At 39.4% G+C, this 21,634-nt stretch carries 15 protein-coding genes; 4 read left to right on the forward strand and 11 right to left on the reverse strand.

Features of this window, described 5'->3' with window-relative positions; translation table 11 throughout:
- The first annotated feature begins 34 nt into the window (after window positions 1-34).
- The 3 genes from ACQQ5U_RS04370 to ACQQ5U_RS04380 are packed head-to-tail and all read left to right on the forward strand — an operon-like array spanning window position 35 to window position 3,647.
- The gene (locus tag ACQQ5U_RS04370; protein WP_437395721.1) at window positions 35-1,219 is read left to right on the forward strand and encodes a GNAT family N-acetyltransferase; all 1,185 of its coding nucleotides are present in this window, start codon (window positions 35-37) and stop codon (window positions 1,217-1,219) included.
- Between the two features lie 3 nt (window positions 1,220-1,222).
- On the forward strand, window positions 1,223-2,677 hold the full coding sequence (locus ACQQ5U_RS04375; RefSeq protein ID WP_437395722.1) for an MBOAT family O-acyltransferase: 1,455 nt from the start codon (window positions 1,223-1,225) through the stop codon (window positions 2,675-2,677).
- Window positions 2,678-2,681: 4 nt separating this feature from the next.
- Window positions 2,682-3,647, forward strand: coding sequence for a hypothetical protein (locus ACQQ5U_RS04380; protein WP_437395723.1), 966 nt, complete (start codon window positions 2,682-2,684; stop codon window positions 3,645-3,647).
- A gap of 287 nt (window positions 3,648-3,934) precedes the next feature.
- Here ACQQ5U_RS04380 and ACQQ5U_RS04385 read toward each other — a convergent pair whose 3' ends face one another.
- From ACQQ5U_RS04385 to ACQQ5U_RS04435, 11 genes are all read right to left on the reverse strand, one after another.
- Window positions 3,935-4,870 (reverse strand): PorP/SprF family type IX secretion system membrane protein, encoded by a 936-nt coding sequence (locus ACQQ5U_RS04385; RefSeq protein ID WP_437395724.1) that lies wholly within the window; start codon window positions 4,868-4,870, stop codon window positions 3,935-3,937.
- Window positions 4,871-4,891: 21 nt separating this feature from the next.
- Window positions 4,892-7,849 carry a gliding motility-associated C-terminal domain-containing protein gene (locus ACQQ5U_RS04390; RefSeq protein WP_437395725.1) on the reverse strand — a complete coding sequence of 986 codons (2,958 nt, stop codon included), beginning with the start codon at window positions 7,847-7,849 and terminating at the stop codon, window positions 4,892-4,894.
- Window positions 7,850-7,953: 104 nt separating this feature from the next.
- Window positions 7,954-9,123 carry an OmpA family protein gene (locus tag ACQQ5U_RS04395; RefSeq protein WP_437395726.1) on the reverse strand — a complete coding sequence of 390 codons (1,170 nt, stop codon included), beginning with the start codon at window positions 9,121-9,123 and terminating at the stop codon, window positions 7,954-7,956.
- A gap of 114 nt (window positions 9,124-9,237) precedes the next feature.
- Window positions 9,238-9,666, reverse strand: a complete 429-nt coding sequence (locus ACQQ5U_RS04400; protein ID WP_437395727.1) for a hypothetical protein — start codon at window positions 9,664-9,666, stop codon at window positions 9,238-9,240.
- A 35-nt stretch (window positions 9,667-9,701) separates the two neighbouring features.
- Complete coding sequence (bshA, locus tag ACQQ5U_RS04405; RefSeq protein WP_437395728.1) at window positions 9,702-10,844, reverse strand: N-acetyl-alpha-D-glucosaminyl L-malate synthase BshA; 1,143 nt, start codon at window positions 10,842-10,844, stop codon at window positions 9,702-9,704.
- A 28-nt stretch (window positions 10,845-10,872) separates the two neighbouring features.
- Complete coding sequence (locus tag ACQQ5U_RS04410; RefSeq protein ID WP_437395729.1) at window positions 10,873-13,785, reverse strand: glycoside hydrolase family 3 N-terminal domain-containing protein; 2,913 nt, start codon at window positions 13,783-13,785, stop codon at window positions 10,873-10,875.
- An 80-nt stretch (window positions 13,786-13,865) separates the two neighbouring features.
- The gene (locus ACQQ5U_RS04415; protein ID WP_437395730.1) at window positions 13,866-14,348 is read right to left on the reverse strand and encodes an ABC transporter ATPase; all 483 of its coding nucleotides are present in this window, start codon (window positions 14,346-14,348) and stop codon (window positions 13,866-13,868) included.
- Between the two features lie 54 nt (window positions 14,349-14,402).
- A complete protein-coding gene (locus tag ACQQ5U_RS04420) occupies window positions 14,403-15,194 on the reverse strand; it encodes a (Fe-S)-binding protein (RefSeq protein ID WP_437395731.1) in 792 nt (263 codons plus the stop codon).
- A 10-nt stretch (window positions 15,195-15,204) separates the two neighbouring features.
- Complete coding sequence (locus tag ACQQ5U_RS04425; protein WP_437395732.1) at window positions 15,205-16,530, reverse strand: 4Fe-4S dicluster domain-containing protein; 1,326 nt, start codon at window positions 16,528-16,530, stop codon at window positions 15,205-15,207.
- Window positions 16,531-17,517 carry an MlaD family protein gene (locus ACQQ5U_RS04430; protein WP_437395733.1) on the reverse strand — a complete coding sequence of 329 codons (987 nt, stop codon included), beginning with the start codon at window positions 17,515-17,517 and terminating at the stop codon, window positions 16,531-16,533.
- A 65-nt stretch (window positions 17,518-17,582) separates the two neighbouring features.
- A complete protein-coding gene (locus ACQQ5U_RS04435) occupies window positions 17,583-18,785 on the reverse strand; it encodes an N-acetylmuramoyl-L-alanine amidase family protein (RefSeq protein ID WP_437395734.1) in 1,203 nt (400 codons plus the stop codon).
- 128 nt (window positions 18,786-18,913) lie between these two features.
- Here ACQQ5U_RS04435 and ACQQ5U_RS04440 point away from each other — a divergent pair, with 128 nt between their 5' ends.
- Window positions 18,914-21,601: a putative LPS assembly protein LptD gene (locus ACQQ5U_RS04440; protein WP_437395735.1), complete on the forward strand. Its 2,688-nt coding sequence runs from the start codon at window positions 18,914-18,916 to the stop codon at window positions 21,599-21,601.
- The last annotated feature ends 33 nt before the right edge of the window (window positions 21,602-21,634 follow it).

The following is a 21,634-nucleotide window of genomic DNA, read 5'->3' on the forward strand; positions in this document are numbered from 1 at the left end:
TCAGCTACATTATTAAATTTCAACCTAAGACAGTATGATCTTTCATAAAAAAGAAAACAGCACATTCCTACTTGACGTATTTAAACAGGATGGTCTGCTCTCTAAATTATACGCTGATGCCATTTATTGTGTGGGCCAGAGCAAAGGTCAAATACCCTTACAAGCCAACCAAAAACTTTCATCAGATTTAAAAAAACAGGTGTATTCGGTCAGTTATGTTCCAGAATATGTGGAGACCGTACCAATAAACAAGGTAAATTTCAAAATAAAATCATTTAAGTCGGTAAAAGGCTATTCTGTTTGGTTGCGAGGATGTAAAACCATGAACGACTTTCTTCCTTCCCTACGACGTAGCCAACGGAAATCATTGTCAAGATCACTTAAAAAATTGGATTCTTGCTTTGACATTACATACACAATGTATCATGGAAAAATTTCCAAGGAAAACTACAGTTTTCTAATGGATACCTTAAAAAGTATGATACTCCGAAGGTTTGAGCAACGTGGTGAAACCAGTGAAAACATAGCGTTATGGGATAAGATATACAGTACATCCTTTGAACTGATCAATACAGGAAAAGCTTCTCTTTTTGTTGGGTATAACGATACCGAGCCCATAAGTATCTCCTTGAACTATCATTATAACAAAATCCTCTTCGGGTATGTTACCTCTTATAATATTGATTATTCAAAATTTAGTTTGGGACAGATAGGCATATACAAGCGATTGGAATGGTGTCTTTCCAATGGTTATGAGCTTTTTGAAATGGGATGGGGAGATTTGGCTTATAAAAAATGGTGGAGCAACAATATTTATAATTTCAGACACGAATTTATCTTCCCCAAAAATTCACCATTGGCCTACTTACAAGTTATGTTATATGGTTATAAAACCGAAATTATGGCCTATCTTATTTCCAAAAGGGTGAATATTTATTACAGGAATCTAAAAAACATCCTCTCAAGAAAACAATCGTCCTACGATACTGACCATTACTATACTCTTGAAGATATAAAACTAGATGAAATTGATTTTCAAAATAATGCCCCTATTGTGTTATCCGATACCCCACTTCCCAAATCCATTATATACGATTTTCTGTTTTTAAGTGGAGAAAGACCTGAAAACATTAGGGTTTATGCTTTGGACGATGGAGAAAACTATCTGATAAAAAGTAATAAAATGGCCAAGAAAATAGTTAATACTTCAAAAGTTTGATCAATGCTATTCAATTCAATTGAATTTCTCATATTTCTTCCCCTAGTCTTTTTGAGTTATTGGTTTGTTTTTAAAAACAACACCAAGATTCAGAATATCTTTATAATTTTTGCGAGCTACCTTTTTTATGGTTGGTGGGACTGGCGTTTTTTACTTTTGATATTTCTTAGTACCGTGGTTGACTTTTATGTTGGCCAAAAAATATACCAGCATCTTGATGAAAAGAAAAAAGCAAGATACTGGCTTTGGCTAAGTATGGCCTTTAATATAGGAATGCTGGGCTTTTTCAAGTACAGTAATTTTTTCGTTGATTCCTTTATCGATATGTTCCATGCTTTTGGCTATGATTTTAAAAGTACTTGGACATTAAAGATTATCCTACCTGTGGGTATTTCCTTTTATACTTTCCAGACCATGTCATATTCGTTTGACATTTACTATAAAAAACTGACGCCTACCAAAAACTTTATTGCTTTTACGGCTTTTGTATCATTTTTTCCACAATTGGTGGCAGGACCTATTGAAAGGGCCTCCAACCTCTTGTCACAGATTACCAATAAACGAACCTTTAGCTACGATCAAGCTTCAAGTGGTTTAAAGCTTATTTTATGGGGATTCTTTAAAAAATTGGTAATTGCCGATGCATTGGCTCCTATCGTTGATGATATTTTTGCCAACTACCAATCGTATCCAGCCTCTACATTGATACTTGGTGTTTGCTTATTTAGTTTTCAGGTCTATGGGGATTTTAGTGGTTATTCCGATATAGCTATTGGTACGGCCAAGCTTTTTGGAGTGGAACTTATGTCCAATTTTAAGTTTCCCAATTTTTCTAGAAATGTGGCGGAATATTGGCAAAGGTGGCACATATCCCTATCTACCTGGTTTAGACATTATTTATATATTCCCATGGGTGGTTCACGTGTTAGCCAGCTTAGGGCAGTTAGAAATATTGCAGTAATATTCTTGGTGAGTGGCTTTTGGCATGGTGCCAACTGGACATTTATTTTTTGGGGCGGATTGCACGCATTATTTTATATTCCCGTGTTTTTAATGGGGCGCAACAGAATGTACGCCGACAATGTGGTGGGGGAAAAAACCCTCTTCCCTACTCCTATCGAAATCTTACAGGTACTTTTAACCTTTGTCTTGGTAACCTTTTCGCGAATTTTCTTTCGATCTCCTTCCCTTACAGATTCATTTCAATACATAAACCAAATTGTCACTAACTTTAATTATGAATCCTATGTGCATCCCATGGGGTATAGAATGTTGGATTTTTATATTTTATTGGCACTGTTTATTATTTATGAATATTTGATAAGAAGACATGAGCGAGAACCCTTTAAATTCAAATTTAAGATAGTTAGATTCTTCCTGTACACTGCAGTTATTCTTGCCATGCTATTATTCTACGATGATGGGGTAAACCGTTCATTTATTTATTTCCAATTCTAGCACTATGAAAAAGTTCCTGATAAAAACAGCCTTGTACACGGTTCTTATCCTTATTGCTCTTGAACTATTGGTAAGGGCGCTACATTTATATACCGAAGACCCACCAAGATTTATAGATGAGTATGGTGTGGAAAAACGTGTACCCGGACACAACGGTTATGCCGTGACCGGAAATCGAAACCAAAATTTTTCTGAATTTAACATTAATAGTTCAGGTTTTAATTCATACAGGGAGTATACACCGACAAAGGAAGGTTTTGAAATAGCACTGATCGGAGATTCTTTTATAGAAGGTTTTCATCAAGATTATGATGAATCCACCGGTAAAAAAATAGAAATGGCCCTGGATACCGTTGAAGTATATGAATATGGGTATGCCGGATATGATTTGGCCAACCAGATGCATTTGATCAATGCCTATCAAGACCAATTTGAGCTTATCGATGAAATTATTATTTATCTGAATTACGAAAGTGATTTAAACCGAGGAGTATACGAACCCAACAAACAAAGAATAGCCATGCTACGGTCCACAGTGTTTAAAATCAGGGACAACATTAAACTTTTGGCGTATGGTTCAAAAATTGGAATCGTAGATCCAATAAAAAATTTGATCACAGGAAAGGCATTTCAGGATAACGCGCAAGGCTACGAAACCAATAAAATTGAAATTCCTAAACGAAAAGAAAAGGAATACTTGGAAAATTTTAAAAGCCTTGTATCGTTATACGGTTTTGATAAGTGCAAAACCACGATTCTTTTGGATTCCAGAAAAACCAGTGAATCATTTTTGGAATATTGTGATGAAAACAATATTAAGTATTTGGATTTTGCCCCAACTTTTGAACGCTCTAAAAAACCAGTTACTCTGATTTACGACCACCATTGGAATAACCATGGAAGAGAATTGATCGCTTCTGTTATTTCCGATTATATGAAATCTAGCAAAGTATCTCAAGACTGTCAATAATCAGGATTTTCTTTTGTGATACTCACCAAAACCAATCCTATTATAAACTGCTCCAAATAGCTTTCTTTCTTATACAGTGTTAAGTGACTATTCAACTGTAATATAGAAGTACAGCTACATTTATTTTGTATCCTTGTTACCATGGGGCGAATAAATCATCGAACCATAAATAATGCGGGAATAAAAATACCGTTTTAGAGAAGAGTTCTTCCCCAAAACGGTATTGACAACCAATTTTATGTTCTTATCTAAAAGAAAGACAACATAATAGGTCAGGTCTAATTTATCTAATAAAACCTACCCATTACATTCCTTCTATTGAGCCTATTAAGAAAATCAAATCTTAGAAAGACCTCAAAAGAACCATCATTGAACACAGTACTCCCCAATTCAGATGTTTCAACATCGTAAGCAAGGCCAACAAGGAATTTTTCAGCTAATTTCACACTAAACAAGGCACTGACAGCAGAGTCTAAACGATATGCCGCACCAACTGAAAATTTATCATTAAAGGTCAAGCTTGTCGTCAAATCAACCTGCAGGGGCCCACCGCTAACGGCTTTAACCATAAAGCCGGGTTTTAATGCCAAATCTGGGTTCAAGTCGAATTGATATCCTGAAAGCAAATAAAAATTCATCTTATCTTTTGCCAGATATGAGGTTCCTGTAGATGAATTGTCAAAATGTTCTGTTTCCAAAAGATTTGGTACGGAAAGACCTGCATAAAATTTTTCCTGGCGAAAATAAACTCCCAAACCAACGTTCGGTGAAAACTTACTGTCTATATTGGGTAAATTGGTTTCAGCTCCGTAATTCACCAATTTAGAAAAGTCCACATTTAGAAAATCACCTCCTACGTTAAGGCCAAAGGCCAAACTTCCATATTGAGAAACAGGGATGGTATATGAAAAAGCTAGATCCATATAGGTTTGTTGAACTGTTCCATCACCAATATTATCATTAACCAAGGAGAATCCAACGCCAAGTCTTTCACCAATAGGGCTCTCCACACTCAAAGTTTGGGTTTCCGGAGCACCATCAAGACCTATCCATTGTGATCTGTGCAAGGCAGAAATACTTAAAACATTACCTGCTCCTGCGTATGCAGGATTTATAACTATAGTATTCAACATGTAATGGGTATACTGTGGGTCCTGTTGAGCAGTAGCCATGGTGGTTATACCCAAAGCAACGACTAATGTTGTTATAAAATAATTCTTCATTTTTAGTATATCTTAAGTTTCTTATTGGTTGATGTATAAATAGCCAGATGCATTTTTAGACACACCTTCGTCTACATATTTTATAATGTAGAAGTAAATTCCAGCAGGAAGCACATTCCCTTTATTAAGTGATGTTCCGGTATTTGCGATTCCTTCAAAAGCATTGGAAATATTGTTATAGTCTTCAGTTTTAAATACTGCTGCTCCCCAACGATTGAAGATTTGCACACTATTATTAGGATACAATTCGATATTGGTTAGTGTAAACCTGTCATTTACCCCATCACCATCTGGTGTAATAATCGAATTCCCAATTTCAACACCACAAATGGTGCCCTGTGGCGGTGTCCCTCCATTGGAATCACAAGAATCCAATGGGTCCGTACCATCAGCTACTTCTTGACCATCTTCAATGGTATCACCATCTGTATCGGCATTGTCCGGATCCGTTCCTAGCTCGATTTCATTATCATCACTTAAACCGTCATTATCGCGATCACAAAAAGAATCTGGTAGCGGAGTTCCTCCAACTGAGTCACAATCTTCAAAAGGATTGGTGCCATCTGACACTTCTTGTCCATCACTGATAGTATCCCCATCGGTATCTGCATTATAAACATCTGTTCCCAAACTGAGCTCCTCACCATTTGTTAGACCATCACCATCACAATCTGCAGATGACCAAACTGTATTGTTGGAATCATACCCGGTATAATCTGCGCCTTGAGCGGGATCACATGGATCATTGGGGTCGGTACCATTGGTAATCTCAACTTCATCATATATTCCATCGCCGTCAGAATCGATTTCTGCTAGATAAGGGTCCGTGCCCGCAGCGGCTTCATCACCGTTCAATACGGTGTCACCGTCACAGTCGGCAGCCGACCAAATCGCATTGGAACTATCATAGCCTGCATAACCGGCTGGCTGAGCTGGCAAACATGGGTCCTGTGCCTCTGTTAAAGAGACTTCCTGGTCATCATTGACACCATCACCATCCGTGTCAACATTATATGGGTCCGTGCCCGCAGCGGCTTCATCACCGTTCAATACGGTGTCACCGTCACAGTCGGCAGCCGACCAAATCGCATTGGAACTATCATAATTTGTATAACCTGCCACTTGTGATGGATCACATGGGTCCAAAGGATCGCTAGTATCGGCCACTTCTTGACCATCGTCTACTCCATCACCATCCGTATCTGGGTTCAATGGGTCGGTAGTCAAGCTTGCTTCTTCGTTATTTGTTAAACCATCACCGTCATCGTCGCATTCACCACTGGTTACTGTATCATCGGTACTGCTTACATCGGCTTGCCCTCCAGATGCCACCGTAGGTACTCCGTTAGCATCGACAGAATCACCCAAGCTATTGTCACCGTCAAGGTCCGCAAGGGTAAAACCACCGTCACCCTCAAGGGCATCGGCACATCCATCACCATCGCTGTCAGTATCCAAATGGTCTGGGATACCATCTCCATCGGTATCAATTGCTGCGCAGGACCATGTCATATGAGAAATTAGAATTGCCATATTTCCAGGTGTAGCAGCCGTTGTAGTAGGGTCTACGTTTGCCAACTCAATAAAAATATCATCTACTGGTTGATTTAAAGTATACACCACATCTCCAATATCCGGTGTGCCAGGAACCCAAGAATTACCTCTAAAAAAACCTCCTCCTAAATCCGTAACTGCGGAACCGACTGTATAATCAGTACCAGCAGTTGGTGTAATTATTTGTCCTTGGCTCGAAATAGTTACTTTTACCTGTCCAATGTAAGGATCTCCGTCCGCCAACTCTCTCATATCAATATCCACTATACGGAAGGACAGGTCGGTCACAGGTCTATCAAAACTGACACGGTATCGCAAAATATTGACACTATCCAAAAATTGTGCCGTTGGTGCTTGCAAAGTAAGCCCCCCAACACCATTGAAAGTACCCACCTCACTCGCAAAAAGAGGATTTTCAAGTTCAGGAAAATCAGTCTGTGAATTATCTGCGGTCACCACAGTGCCATCAATTGTTGTCGTAGCGGTAGAGGAAAAATCATCATCGGGATCGCCTCCACTCCATGTGGGATTACCCCAAACCAAAGAGGAGCCGCCAATGGCACAATCGGCAGATTCATCCGTATCCAATATGCCATCATTGTCATCATCCAAATCTTGGCTGTCCACTACAAAATCCCCATCGTTGTCATCTGCTGGTGCTATGGGATCTGGAGGCGTAGTCTCACTGTTAATAAAATAAGATGCCCTTAAGCTCATATAGTCAGAAAGCAAAATCTCCCCATCAGGAACTGTTGGATGAATATTATCTCCCGAATAGGTTTCGGGGGTATTCCTTGTGAAATTATATAGATCCACAATCGGATTACCATCCGAATTAATTTGTGCCGGGGTATTGGCCAATATTTTAGGAATCAAAATTTCCTGATTGTATGGCAAACTTCCCAACTCTTGATTATTGTACACATCGTCTGTACCATATTCCCTAAACGTAATCGGCATTACAATCACATCGTTCAATCGAGCAGGATCAATTGCCGCGTACAAATCATCATATGCTTGGCTGATAGCATCCAGCTGAGGCTGTGTGGCCGTATTATATGGTCTAGTTGCACTCACATCATTGCCCCCAATGTGAATCATAAAGAGCGTATTGGTTGCAAATAGAGGCGTATTCATGGCTGTTAGTACTTCGGGAATGATCTGGTTGATATCATAACCTGAAAAACCATAACCGTAGACATCCACATTTGGATTATTGACTTGCCATTCGGCGGTTCGAGTTGCATTTGGAGTGACCAAATCACGTCCATATACCTGCTCCATTATGGAAGCTCCAATGACCACCACTTTATCGTACTGACCATACGAGAAGGGGGAAATAAAAAGTACAAGTAGCAGTAAAAACTTACCATACACCTGCTTTTTCTTGTAAAATAAACAGTTTAATAAATTATATAGTGTCATTATAAAAAGTTGAGGTTATTTTCCATATTAACTGGTCCTTCCAATTGCATTTTAGTTACAATCAGTTTGTTTAATTATATTTCCAATCCCATTACCGGGCATTATCAATCAAAAGCAGTAATCCTAAAGTCTGACCTTCTATTCTTGGCATGTTGCTCCTCTGTGCAGTAAACCCCATCTCCACAATCGTTTACCAATCGGGTTTCACCAAAGGCTTCATTACTAATTCTATTCTCAGCAATTCCCTTAGATATTACATATTCCACTGTGCGCTCAGCTCTGCGTTCCGACAACCATTGATTATATTTCTTGGTTCCTCTGGAATCGGTATGGGCAGTTACCTTAATGGTCAATTTTGGCTCCTCTTCCATAATAGCGACAAGCTGGTCCAATAATTCCTCGTCCTTTGAGGTTAAATAAGATGAATTGAGCTTAAAGTACACATTGCCCAAATCATTGATTTTAGTTTGGATTGCGGTTCTCCGTGCCTCCTCTGCTTCTTTTTTGGCTTTTTCTGCTGCAGCAAGTTCAGCAGCTTCTTTTTCTTTTTGTAGACGTTCGGCCAATCGTTTGGCTTCTTCCACCTCCGCAATGGAATCTTGGATTCTTTGCTGCTCTTTCTCCATTTCCTGTAAAAGAGCCAACTTTTCCTGTCCATTTCTGGAAAGTCCTTTTTCTACATTAAATCTATATGCAACTGCTATTGCATGTTGAATATGGTTGGTTGCATTTCCTGTATCCATGGTCCATTTTCCTGTGGAATTGAAATCTAATCCCCAATGGTCCGAGAACCAAGTTCTAAACCCAATAACGGCATTGTAAGTACCTCCACCGTGATTGTTGGCATCCGTATATCCCGCACCAACACCGATATAAGGGTCAAAAAAACCTGTTTCGCCGAGTATCATATTGAGATCATAACTCAATCTAAAATCAAATCCAAAATAGTCGATGTCTTCTTGCATAATTGCTCCATCGACCCTCTTACCTTCTTGGTACTGATTATAACTTCCAATCGCCTCCAGACCCATACCATTTTTAAAATAACGCCCAATACTTACCCTGGATGGATATGGAGCTATGTTCCAAGCATTTTTAATGTCAAAAACTTTTTTGAATTCGTGTCCGGAGTCATCTACTGCATTGGCTCCAACGGAAACCAACCAGTAGTTTTGTACAATACTGTCTTTTTTGGTGAGTTCCACATCTTGGGCAAAGATTGAAACGGTACTGAATAGTACAAGAACTGCAAAAGCAGTTTTTAAAGCGTTCATAGTTTTCGATTTGAGGTTATCGAAATCAAATTTAAGTTAATAAAAACATAAATCTGACAATGAACTTTTAACTACCGTAAAAATCGATAAGTGGTAATTTCCCCATTCAATTATCTATTTTCCTACTTTTAGGATAGCTATTTTTTTATCGACCAATGGTATTTTGTAAAGGTAAAATGGAAAATATAGGGGTTGTATCGTGATTTCATCTTTTTGCTGTTCGTCAAAAATTTCAACAGCTATCGAAATCTCCTCTTCGGTCTCTTTCAACTTAGATAACACTGGCGTTTTTCTGCCTCGCTGCTCCCCCAAGCACACCAAAATCAGTGTCTCTTTGGAAAAATCGATTACCGGTACAGGAAGTCCTGGTTTACGGGTTTTGTTTATTTCTGAATAAAACTTCCGCAAAGATTTTCCATCCTTTATCACTCTTGCGTCAAAGGCTTCTATATTGGTGAAGTCATCGTGGTCTACCAATACCATGTTTTCCATTTCTTCACCAACAGGGGAATATCCCTCCTTTTGTGCCTTACAAGAGAGCAAACTAGTTAACGCTATGAGAAAAAAATACTTAATTGCTAAAAAGTGTTTTTAAAACGGGATTTAAAAGCTTTCTCGTATAGATCTTCATACAAAGGTAATATGTGTACAATATCAAATTTGGATGCTACATTAAAAGCATTTTCTTTGAACTTTTCCAAAGTGTTATCATCTTTTAAGATCTCAACGGCTTTTTCCGCCATGGTATCCACATCTCCCACATCTGCCAAGTAACCTGAGACGCCATCTATATTCACTTCCGGAATACCACCCGTATTACTTGAAATAACGGCAACTTTGTTAATCATGGCCTCCAATGCAGCCAAACCAAAACTTTCTGTTTCCGATGGCAAAAGGAACAAATCGGAAAAACAAAGAATTCTATCAATCTCATTACTGTTGCCCAAGAACAGTACTTTGTCCTTTATTCCCAAAGCATCGCACATGTCTTCAGCTTTCTCCTTCTCGGGACCTTCCCCTACCATAATAAGTTTAGCAGGAATGCGTTTTTGTATGCGATGGAATATTTTAACCACATCAGGAATGCGTTTTACCTTTCTAAAATTACTGATATGTGTAATGATACGCTCATCCTCCTTGGCCATCATAGAGCGTTGGCAATCGGTGTAATTATTTCGGTACTTGGTGGTTTCAATAAAGTTCGGAATCACTTCTATTTCCTTTTCAATATCGAAGAGTTTTAAGGTTTCGTTTTTTAACGCTTCGGAAACAGAAGTCACAACGTCGGATTTATTCATACTGAACGTAACTGCTGGCTTATAAAACGGGTGTTTGCCCACCAAAGTTATATCCGTACCATGAAGCGTGGTGATCATGGGTATAAAAATGCCATATTCCTGTAACATTTTTTTGGCCATATACCCTGCATAAGCATGCGGAATGGCATAATGTACGTGTAAAAGCTCAATATCATATAGTTTGATGGTATCCACCAACTTACTGGAAAGTGCCAGCTCATATGGCTGGTAATGAAACAATGGATATTCGGGAACGTGTACTTCATGAAAATGAATATTATTTCCCAAAAGTTCCAAACGTACAGGTTGACGGTAAGTGATAAAATGTACTTCGTGACCTCGTTCAGCAAGGGCAATACCCAATTCAGTGGCTACAACACCACTACCGCCGAACGTTGGATAACACACAATCGCTATTTTCATAAGACAAATCTAAGGCAATATTCGTTACCTAATTAATAATGGAATCATAAATGGCCTGCTGAATACGTGTTCGCAATCCAGATTTTATCAATAAGGTATTGGTCGCAGACGGATAGGTTCTGTTGGATAAAAAGACATAAACAATCTCTGCATCGGGGTCCGCCCAGGTATATGTACCTGTAAAACCACTATGTCCAAAACTATTCCTGGATACACATCCACATGTAGGCCCTTTCTCCTCTAACTGCGGTTTGTCAAAACCAACTCCCCTTCTTACATTTTTGTTGCAGAAATAGCATGTATTGAATCTCTTGATCGTACGTGCATTAAAAAATCGTTCGCCACCATAATAACCTCCCTGCAAATACATTTGCATAATTTTGGCCACCTCATTTGCCGTACTAAAGAGCCCTGCATGTCCTCCAACTCCACCTTGCATGGCCGCTCCCATATCGTGAACATACCCCTGCACCCTCTGATATCTAAAATAGTCGTCCTCCTCAGTAGGAACTATCTCTTCCTCCGAAAATTTGTTCAATGGATTGAATGTGGTTCGTTGTAACCCCATGGGTTTATATAGAAACTCATCCACCAACTCATTAATAGGTCTGTTATAAGTATTTTCTATATATTCTTTAAACACATAGTAACCTACATCGCTATATCGGTATCTATTGGATTTTAAGCTTTGCCTTCCAATTCTATTATAAATAGAATCCTTAAATGTTCTGGTGAGATATAAGTGTTCAGCTACCTTATATGGAAAAGCCTCGGAAGGATTTTTTCTATAAAATTCGGACGATGGCTTTCTATCCTTGGTCAAAGTGTCCAAATAAAAAGCTATCCACGATGGAAGACGACCGTAATGGGACAATGCCTTGAGCACAGAAACATCCTTCAATTCCGTATCGGCATATTCCGGAATAAGGTCTTTAAAAGTATCGTTTAGTGCAATTTTCCCTTCTTCTTCCATTTTCATGATCATGGGCAAGGTGGAGAGAATCTTGGTCAAAGAAGCCAGGTCATAAATAGATTCTTCTTTAATATCCTCTTTGGATTGATACGTGGGCTTTCCAAAATTCTTGTTGTAGATCACTTTACCCCTTCTAGCAATTAACACCTGTGCCCCAGGAAACATTAAAGAATCCATCCCATGCTGCACCAACGTATCCACCTCGGCAAGCATTTCGGAGCTCATTCCTACACGTTCCGGAATACTATAGCCCAAACGTTGTATCGGTTCAACATCTACACCTGTGCCCTCGGGTAAATCATCATGAGCCGATACAGGTAGTTTTCCTGTTGCTCCAATCGCTCCAAAAATAACTTCGGCTACCTTTTCTTGTGCAATTTCACTATTTTGATAACCAACCACTATCCCATCAACAGTATCAAAATTGAGAACATCCAATAAGGCATACGGTCTGGCAAACAAGGCCAAAATGGTGTTACTTGTTCGTAAACGGGATATTTCCTCCAGCCAAAAAAGCTCGTTTTTCGAGAATTTATAACCTTTCCACGGACTTGCATTGTCTTTATGGAACCCAATGATAACCAAGTTAAAATTCGCCAGTTCCTTTTTATACTGAGCAATATCTTTGGCCTGAATATGGGTTACTTTGTAATACTTATTCAGTGTCTTTAAGAAAGGAGTTCCAGAATCATCACCAAAATGGACATAGGCAATTTTTTTATTGTCCAATTTTTTGATGGGCATCAAAGCAAAATTGTTCTTTGCAACCGTGATGGCGCCTTCAATAGCCTCTTCATAAACCACATCGTTTTCGATACCGTTTAAATCTTCGTGCAAATTTTCCAAATCCACAGGCTTGTAATTGTACAACCCTGCTTTGTATTTGGCCATCAATATTTTTTTAACTGATTCAGCAAGTCGTTCCTCGGTGATAGTCCCTTTGGTATAGGCCTCAATGATAGTTTCTTTAGCTTTTAGTACATTTTCGGGCATCAAAAGCATATCATTACCTGCTAAAAAAGCTTCAAGCTCTACTTTACCTTCTGGAGCAAACTCAGAAACGGCTTTCATATTCAAAGCATCGGTAATGACCAAACCTTGAAAGCCTAATTGGTTTTTCAGAACTCCTGTCACAATATTTTTGGATAGTGTTGATGGATGCCCTTCCCTTGGCTCCAAACTGGGAACATCCAAATGTGCCACCATAGTGGAACTTAAACCACTCTCCATAACTTTTTTAAACGGATAGAGCTCTATAGTATCCAATCGTTCAACCGAAGAATTGATTATGGGCAAGGATTTGTGTGAATCGGTTGCCGTATCGCCATGGCCAGGAAAGTGTTTTCCACTGGAAAGTACACCAGCTTTTTCCATACCACGTACAAAAGCTCTCCCTTTTTCGGCCACATTTTTAGGATCCTCACCAAAAGAACGGTTACCAATGATAGGATTCTTGGGGTTATTGTTGACATCCAAGTCCGGTGCAAAATTGATATGTACTCCAAGACGTTTGGCATGTCTACCAATTTGATAGCCCACTTTTTCCACAATAGCACTATCCTGAATCGCCCCCAAGGTCATGTTCCATGGAAATGCATAGGTAGAATCCAACCGCATGGCCATGCCCCATTCAGCATCCGAGCCGATCAATAATGGGATTCTGGATACGGATTGATATTCATTGGTCAATTTGGCTTGTTGAACAGGTCCCCCAACCAAAAAGATAACTCCTCCAACACCTTGCTCCTTTACCAGGTTTTTAATTCTATCGGTCGCTGTTTTGCTTTGGTTGGAGGCAACACTCACCATAAACAACTGTCCCACTTTTTCCTGTAGGGACATATTTGCATATTGGTTCTCCACCCATGCAGCTTGAGCAATAGAATCTTTAACAACCAATGGGTTGATTTGCCCCACGGCTTGCAAACAAAACAGTATGAAAAAGGGAAAGTAGCGATTTATCCGCATAAATATCTTGTCTAAGACCTGAACTTATTGCCGATAAAAATATTGCATTTCATCGAGGAATACACGAAAATTAAGATAATTTATACAAATCTGGAGTGCCAGCTTTCACTAGCAGGAACCTCCCAATTTTCTAAATATTCCTGTTTAGTGGCTACCAAATTGTTGAATACAATAGTATTTGCAGAAACAGATTTGGCTTTTGCCATCTTTTTAAAATCCTTCAATGGCTTGTAAGCAATATATTCTCCTTGCTTGAAGGATACATTCATTCGATCTAATAATTCCACATTATACTTCTGTTCCAAACTTTGGATAAAGTGCACGGAGGCATCAATAGAACAACCGGATGCGCTTACATTGGTCTGGTCCAGACCTATAACGATAAATCTTTTGTATTTCATTTCGAACCCAGCATTAAGGTCACTGCCATGGGCCGTCCATTCCTTTAGGAACTCGGTAAGACTTTCCTCCAATTCCTTCTGCTCTTCTTCTGTAAAACTCCTATTGGCTTGATAAACCCAAATTCGTGAGTGATCGGGCAATTCATTAAAATCTACTAGCATATTTTTTCTCCGTTTCGGTCTCCACTGCGCTCGACCTAACATTTTATATTTAATTTATAACCCTTGGGAGTTTGCCAATAATTCGGCAACATCCATAACGAGAACACTATCTTCTTTTTCGTGTGCTTTAATACCATCGGTCATCATCGTATTGCAATACGGGCAACCTGTTGCAATAATATTTGGTTTAGTTTCCAAAGCATCCTTAGTGCGTAATACGTTAATGTCCATATCGCCTTTCTCCGGTTCTTTGAACATTTGGGCTCCTCCTGCTCCACAGCATAAGGCTGTTTTTTTATGACGCTTCATTTCTACCAGTTCTGCGTTGGTTTTGGAGAGCACTTCTCTCGGCGCATCGAAAACAGAGTTCGCACGACCTAAATAACAAGGGTCGTGGAATGTAATACGCTTTCCTTTATATCCTTCGCCTGTAATGGTCAGACGCCCATTATCTATAAGTTCCTTTAAATATTGTGTATGGTGAACCACATCATAATTACCTCCTAATCCCGGATACTCATTCTTAAGGGTATTAAAGGAATGCGGGTCACAGGTTACAATGCGCTTTATTTCATAGCCATTCAACAATTCAATGTTCATCATAGCCTGCATCTGGAACAAAAACTCGTTACCAGCTCTTTTGGCCACATCGCCCGTAGAACTTTCCTCGGTGCCCAAAACCGCAAAATCAACATCTGCCTTGTTTAATAACTTCACAAATGCTCTAGAAATCTTTTTGGCACGATCATCATAACTACCGGCAGAGCCAACCCAAAACAATATTTCAGGCTGTTTGCCTTCAGCCATAAACTCCTGCATGGTTTTTACCTTCAATTGTTCGCTCATAGTTCTAGCTTTATTCGTTCACCCAATTTAATCGGTCCATTTGATTATAAGGCCAAGGGGCTCCGTTGTTCTCGATGTTGGACATCATATTGTTCAACTCTGTTGGCGCGGCTGATTGCTCCATCACCAAATACCTACGCATTTCCACAATAATGGATAGTGGATCTATACTAACCGGGCAAGCTTGTACGCACGCATTACAGGTGGTACATGCCCAAAGTTCTTCCCTACTGATATAATCGTCCAACAACTGCTTGCCATCGGAAACAAACTCTCCTTTGTTGGCATCCATAATTTTACCCACTTCTTCCAAACGGTCACGGGTGTCCATCATAATTTTTCTTGGCGAAAGCTTTTTGCCCGTCTGGTTGGCGGGACATTCTGAGGTGCAACGTCCACATTCGGTACAAGTATATGCGTTTAGCAGTTGTACCCAATTCAAATCCATGACATCCGATGCGCCGAATTTTTCTGGCTCAGCGGCAGCATCTTCTGCAGGGGCTGCAAATGGGTCTGCATCTGGATCCATCATCAACTTTACTTCATTAGTGACAGATTCCAAATTATTGAATTGTCCCTGTGGCTTTAATTTTCCGTAATAGGTGTTCGGGAAGGCCAAAAGGATATGTAAATGTTTTGAGTAATAGAGATAGTTCAAAAAAGCCAATATGCCCAAAATATGTAACCACCAAGCTGTTCGTTCAACCATGATCAGTGAAGATTCTGAGAGACCTTCCAACAAGGGAACAATAAATTGGCTTACGGGAAATGCCCCCGCCTGAACATAATGATCTGCTCCCAATCGCTGCAATTGAAAATCCGCAGCGTTCATAGTTAAGAACAAAGTCATAAGTACCAACTCGATGTACAGAATCATATTTCCATCGGTTTTGGGCCACCCTTTCATTTCAGGTTTTATAAATCTTTGTATCCGTATGATGTTTCTTCTAATCCAAAAAACAACCACAGCTACAATCACTAAAAGTGCAAGAACTTCAAAAGACCCTATCAAAAAATTATAGATAGATCCTAGTGGTGAAAATAACCTGTGGGTTCCGAATAATCCATCAAGTATAATTTCCAGCACCTCAATATTGATAATGACAAAGCCTACATAAACAATAATGTGCATCAATCCCGCAATGGGCCGAACCACCATTTTGGTCTGTCCCAAAGCTATCTTGGCCATGTTTTTCCACCGTTGGGGTTTGTTGTCACTCACATCAACATCTTTTCCAAGCTTGATATTCCTGGACAACTTTTTTACGTTGCGGGCGAAAAACCCAATGCCCAAAATAAGGGCTACGGCAAATACTATATTGGGCAAATATTCCATTTATCGATTTTCTTTTTGTTCAGTAGAATCCTGCTGTTCAGCCGGGTCATTTTCAGGAAGTGTATACTCTTTTTGCTTTTTACCAAATACCGAAACATTGACGTAACGCTTTGGGTTAAGCCTAAAGTCCTGCAGCAAAAGATCTAATTCTTTTGATGCATCGGCCAAATTATTGTAAAGGGCATCATCTTGATGCAATTTACCCAATGACCCTTCTCCCCTTTCAATTTTAGCTAATATGTCGTTCAATTTGCTTACCGTAGTTTGAAACTCAGTAAGTGTTCCGCCTAAATCAGAATTTACCAGAGAATCGGAGAGTTTAGAAAAGTTGGAAGTGATATGGTTCACATTTTTTAAGGAACTATCCAATTGCATTTTATTGTTGTCCAACAAAACGTTTAAATTATCCGCACTTCCTTTAAAAGACTTCACCAACGCATTCAATGAAACTATGGTTTCTTTAAGCTGCTCTTTGGTAGGGTCGTCCAATATTTGATTTACGTTCATTAGCAATGAGTCCGCGTTGGAAACGGCTCCTTCTACCTTTAACTGCAATGGAGTAAGTTTTTGTTGAACCAATTCGGTAATCCCCGGCTTTATTTTTGATTGTAGCGTATCGCCAGATTTAGCCCTTGGCGCTTTATCGAAAACAGGGACAATTTGAACTCCTTTACCTCCAATAATTCCTGTATCAAAAAGTTCTGCGATACTGTTTTTAGAAAATTCAAATTCATTGCTAACGGATAGGGTGACCAACAATTTACCCGAGCCGTCCTTAAATTTGATACTGGTAACATTACCGACATTGTATCCATTTATGGAAACTTGGGTACCTGGTTGTAATCCCCCAACATTATCATAAACTGCATAAAAAGTCTTGTTGTTTTCAAAAAGTGGAGAGGATTTTAAGTAGCTAAGCCCAAAAATGAAGGCTATAATTCCAGCGACTACGATAATCCCAGTTTTGATTTCCCTGGATAGTTTCAAAAGATTCGGTTTATGGTTTAAACAAATTTAGGAATAATTATAACAAGAGTGCATTTGAAACGATTCTACTTCAATGCTGCCGTAATCGGTACCCTTACCCCTTTTTTGTATGCAACGATATATGATGTGGTATATCCTTTGGCATCCGCCTCTTCCTTTAACTTTTTTGCAGCCTTATACGTGCTTGCGCTGCCGTACATATATCGGAACATATTCTTGTACGGTTCTTTGGAAAGTTCGTTTAACCCATTAAAATTACTTCCAGTAAGCGCAATGTTTTTTCCACTGGCCATTAATTGCACTTTGAACACCACACCGGTACCTTGTGCTTCGCTTTTGACTTCCATTACTTCCTTGGTGCCCTCCTTAATGGATGTCTTTTTTGACGGTTCCTCTTTTTTCTTCTCCACCTCATTTTTCGATTCTGGAACAGTTACTGCGACATCGGTATCCTCAATTTTAGGATTTTCTGCAACTGGGGCAGCCGTAAAGCCAATTTCATCCTTATAAGCAAGTACGGCATCCGCTATAGCCCCGCCCATTTCATTTTGCCCTTTTTCGGAATTCAGATAGCTACCTTCATTTTTATTGGTTAAAAATCCGGTTTCGACCAAAACACTTGGCATAAATGTTTGGTGCAGCACTATAAAACCTGCTTGCTTTACCTTCCTGTCCTTTCTTTTAAGTTTTTTGGTGAAGTTGTCCTGAAGCTTTTTACCCAATTGGATGCTCTGCTCCAAAAACTCCTCTTGCATTATCGTCAACCCAATGATGGATTCTGGAGAATTGATATCATATTCTGCATAACGTTGTTCGTAGTTATCCTCCAAATAGATTACAGAGTTTTCCTTTTTTGCTACTTCAAAATTTTGTCGATTGGCGTGTAAACCCAAAACAAAGGTACCTGCACCATGTGCATCGGAATTATGGGAATCGCAATGTACGGATACAAAAAGGTCAGCGTTAGCCTGATTGGCAATTTGCCCCCTAACAAAAAGATCTACAAAAGTGTCATCATCACGTGTATAGATCACTTTTATATTTGGATTTTTCTCCAATTCCTTTCCTGCCTTCAATACAATACCCAATGCTATGTTCTTCTCTAAATAGCCATTACCAAGGTTTCCCGGATCGTGTCCACCGTGCCCTGCATCCAAGACCACAATAAATTTATCTTTCGGAAATTCCCCGGTATCATTTTCGTTAAAAGAGGCCAAAGGAAGGACCAGAATTAGAAAAACTAAAAATGCAAACCGACTTTTATTCATAAGAACTGAGTAATTATAGTGTTCTCTAATGGTTAAAAATATTGTAATCCCCAATTAGTAGAACAAAAAATATATGTAAGTTTGACCCCAAAACTGGGCCGACTAGCACAAAAATAGGATTTATCACGTTGCAACCAAATAAACATCTTTTAGTTTTCCTATTTGTTCTTCTTTGTGGCATCGCTACCTTAAGTGCTCAGGAAGATCCAATTACACCTTTGCCAATAAAGGCCATCAAGGATACTATTTTTGCTCCCTTACTTCCACCAAACATCTTGAACGACTTCGTCAGGGTTGATTCAGTTACTACAGATACCGTACAAAAAAAGCAGGCTTTATTGTTGGATAAAATAAAATACAAGGCAAAAGACTATGTAAAACTTAGTCAAAAAGACAACAAAATCTATCTATACGACGAAGCGGAAATTTATTACCAGGATACCGAACTAAAAGCAGGTGTCATTGTAATGGATTATGTAAAAAATGAGGTGTACGCGGGACGGATGAAGGACTCGTTGGGCAATTATTCGCAGTTGCCCTTTTTTAAACAGGGAGAGAACGAGGTAAGACCAGATTCAATTCGATTTAATTTTGATACGGAAAAAGCCGTTATTTGGAATTCCAGGACAGAACAACAGGCTGGATTGGGGCAATTGGGGAGTGACGCCATGAAAGTGTATGCCCAAAAGACAAAAAAAGAGAACGATTCGGTCTACTTTATGAGCGAAGGTAAACTTACCACCTCCAATGATACGGTTAATCCCGATTATTATATTAGGATCCGAAAGGCCAAATTTGTTCCAAAAAAGAAAATAATTGCAGGGTATAGCAATATGTATATTGTTGATGTACCTACTCCTGTCGCCTTACCCTTTGCTTATTTTCCATTAACGGGAGGAAGAGCACCGGGAATTCTGTTCCCAACCTTTGGCAATGATCCAAGAAGAGGGTACTTTATACAGGAGGGGGGGTATTACCTACCTATAAGTGATTATGTGGATTTGAGCCTTACCGGGGATTATTACACCAACGGCAGTTATGGTTTACGAGGACGATCTACTTACACCAAGCGATATAAGTTTAAAGGAAACGTCAATATCAGTTATGAGAATTTGGTGACCAGTCAAAAAGGTTTTGATGACTATAGTCGAACAAGCAACTATAATATTCGAATATCACACTCACAAGATACCAAGGCAAGTCCAAATTCACGTTTTTCAGCTTCGGTTAACCTTGGTTCCAGTCAGTACTATACGAACTCCCTTAATCAGGTCAATCGTAATAATTCGCAAACCAACACCTTTGCATCATCCATAAGTTATTCCAAAACATTTCCGGCCTATCCAGCGGTCAATACCAGTTTAACCGTGAGCCATACCCAAAACTCTCGGACACAGGTAATAAATATGTCGTTACCTACCTTTCAGGCAAGTATGGAACGAATTTATCCATTTGTTAAGCGAGATGCCATTAAAAAGGGAATCTTTCAAAACATCAACTTTCAGTATGATGTAAATGCCCAGAACAGCATAACCACGGATGAAGAGAACTTTTTCAAAAGCGGTATGTTTGATGATGCCAAGGTAGGTGCCCGTCATAGGATACCTATTGCCACCAATTTTAAATTGGCTAAGTACTTGAGTGTAAGCTTAAATGGCAACTACGAGGATATTTGGACCTTGGAAACCATACGACGACAGTATGATGCGGAAACCGAAGAGGTAGTTACCGACACCATAGCTGGATTTGATCGTTTTAACCGTTACAGCCTTGGGACCAGTATCGGTACAACCATGTACGGTACTTGGAACTTTGGGGAGGATAAAAAAATCCAAGCTCTACGTCACGTAATGCGTCCGTCGATAAGTTATGGCTACACACCTTCGTTTGAACAGTTTTACGAATCCTACACGGATGAAGATGGTGAAGAGGTAGAATACACCCCATATGAGACCAGCATCTACGGAAGACCCTCCCTAAACAAGGGGAGTTCGTTGAGTTTTTCCCTTCAGAATTCCTTGGAGGCCAAAGTAAGGGACAAAGACTCCACTGCCACTGAACCGAGAAAGGTGAAAATTTTGAGCAACCTTACCTTTTCTGCAAGTTATAACCTCGAGGCCGATTCCCTTAGACTTAGCCCTATCAGTATGAGCGGGGCAACAGAAATCATTAAAAATGTACCCATAAATTTTGCTGCCACTTTTGATCCTTATGCGATTGACAACAATGGGCGAAGAATCAACATCCTTAATGTTAACAATGGTGGGGGTATTGCACGTTTAACATCGGCAAGGGTAAACACCAGTTTTTCCCTTAACAGTGAGATGTTCCAAAAAGGAGGGGCGAAGGAAAAAAATGATGAAGAAAAGCAATCAAATTTTAGTGACAACCCTTTTGCCATAGATGATGTACGGGGCGACAATTCTCATTTTAATAAAGGAAGCAGTGACCGTAACAATAGGGCCCAAAATGAAGACAGACCTATTTATAACAACAAATTGCCTTGGGATGCTCGATTTACCTATGTGGCTACCTATAACAACAGTAACCGACAAGGGGAAATCACCAATCACTCCCTAATGTTTTCAGGGAACATACAACTTACTCCAAAATGGGAAGTAGGATTCAACTCTGGCTACGATATAAAAGACAAAGGTTTTGCGGATACCCGTTTTGCATTTAAACGTGACCTTGGCAGTTTTAGATTAAGTTTTGATTGGACGCCATTTGGCAGGTATGAGCGCTGGTACTTCTTTATCGGTATCAAGAGTTCCATACTTAGTGATATCAAATGGGAAAACAGAAGTCAGCGTTGATATTATTTCGATATTTTTTACCTTCAACCCATA

This window comes from Flagellimonas lutimaris, assembly GCF_051494225.1.
Lineage (GTDB): Bacteria > Bacteroidota > Bacteroidia > Flavobacteriales > Flavobacteriaceae > Flagellimonas > Flagellimonas lutimaris_A.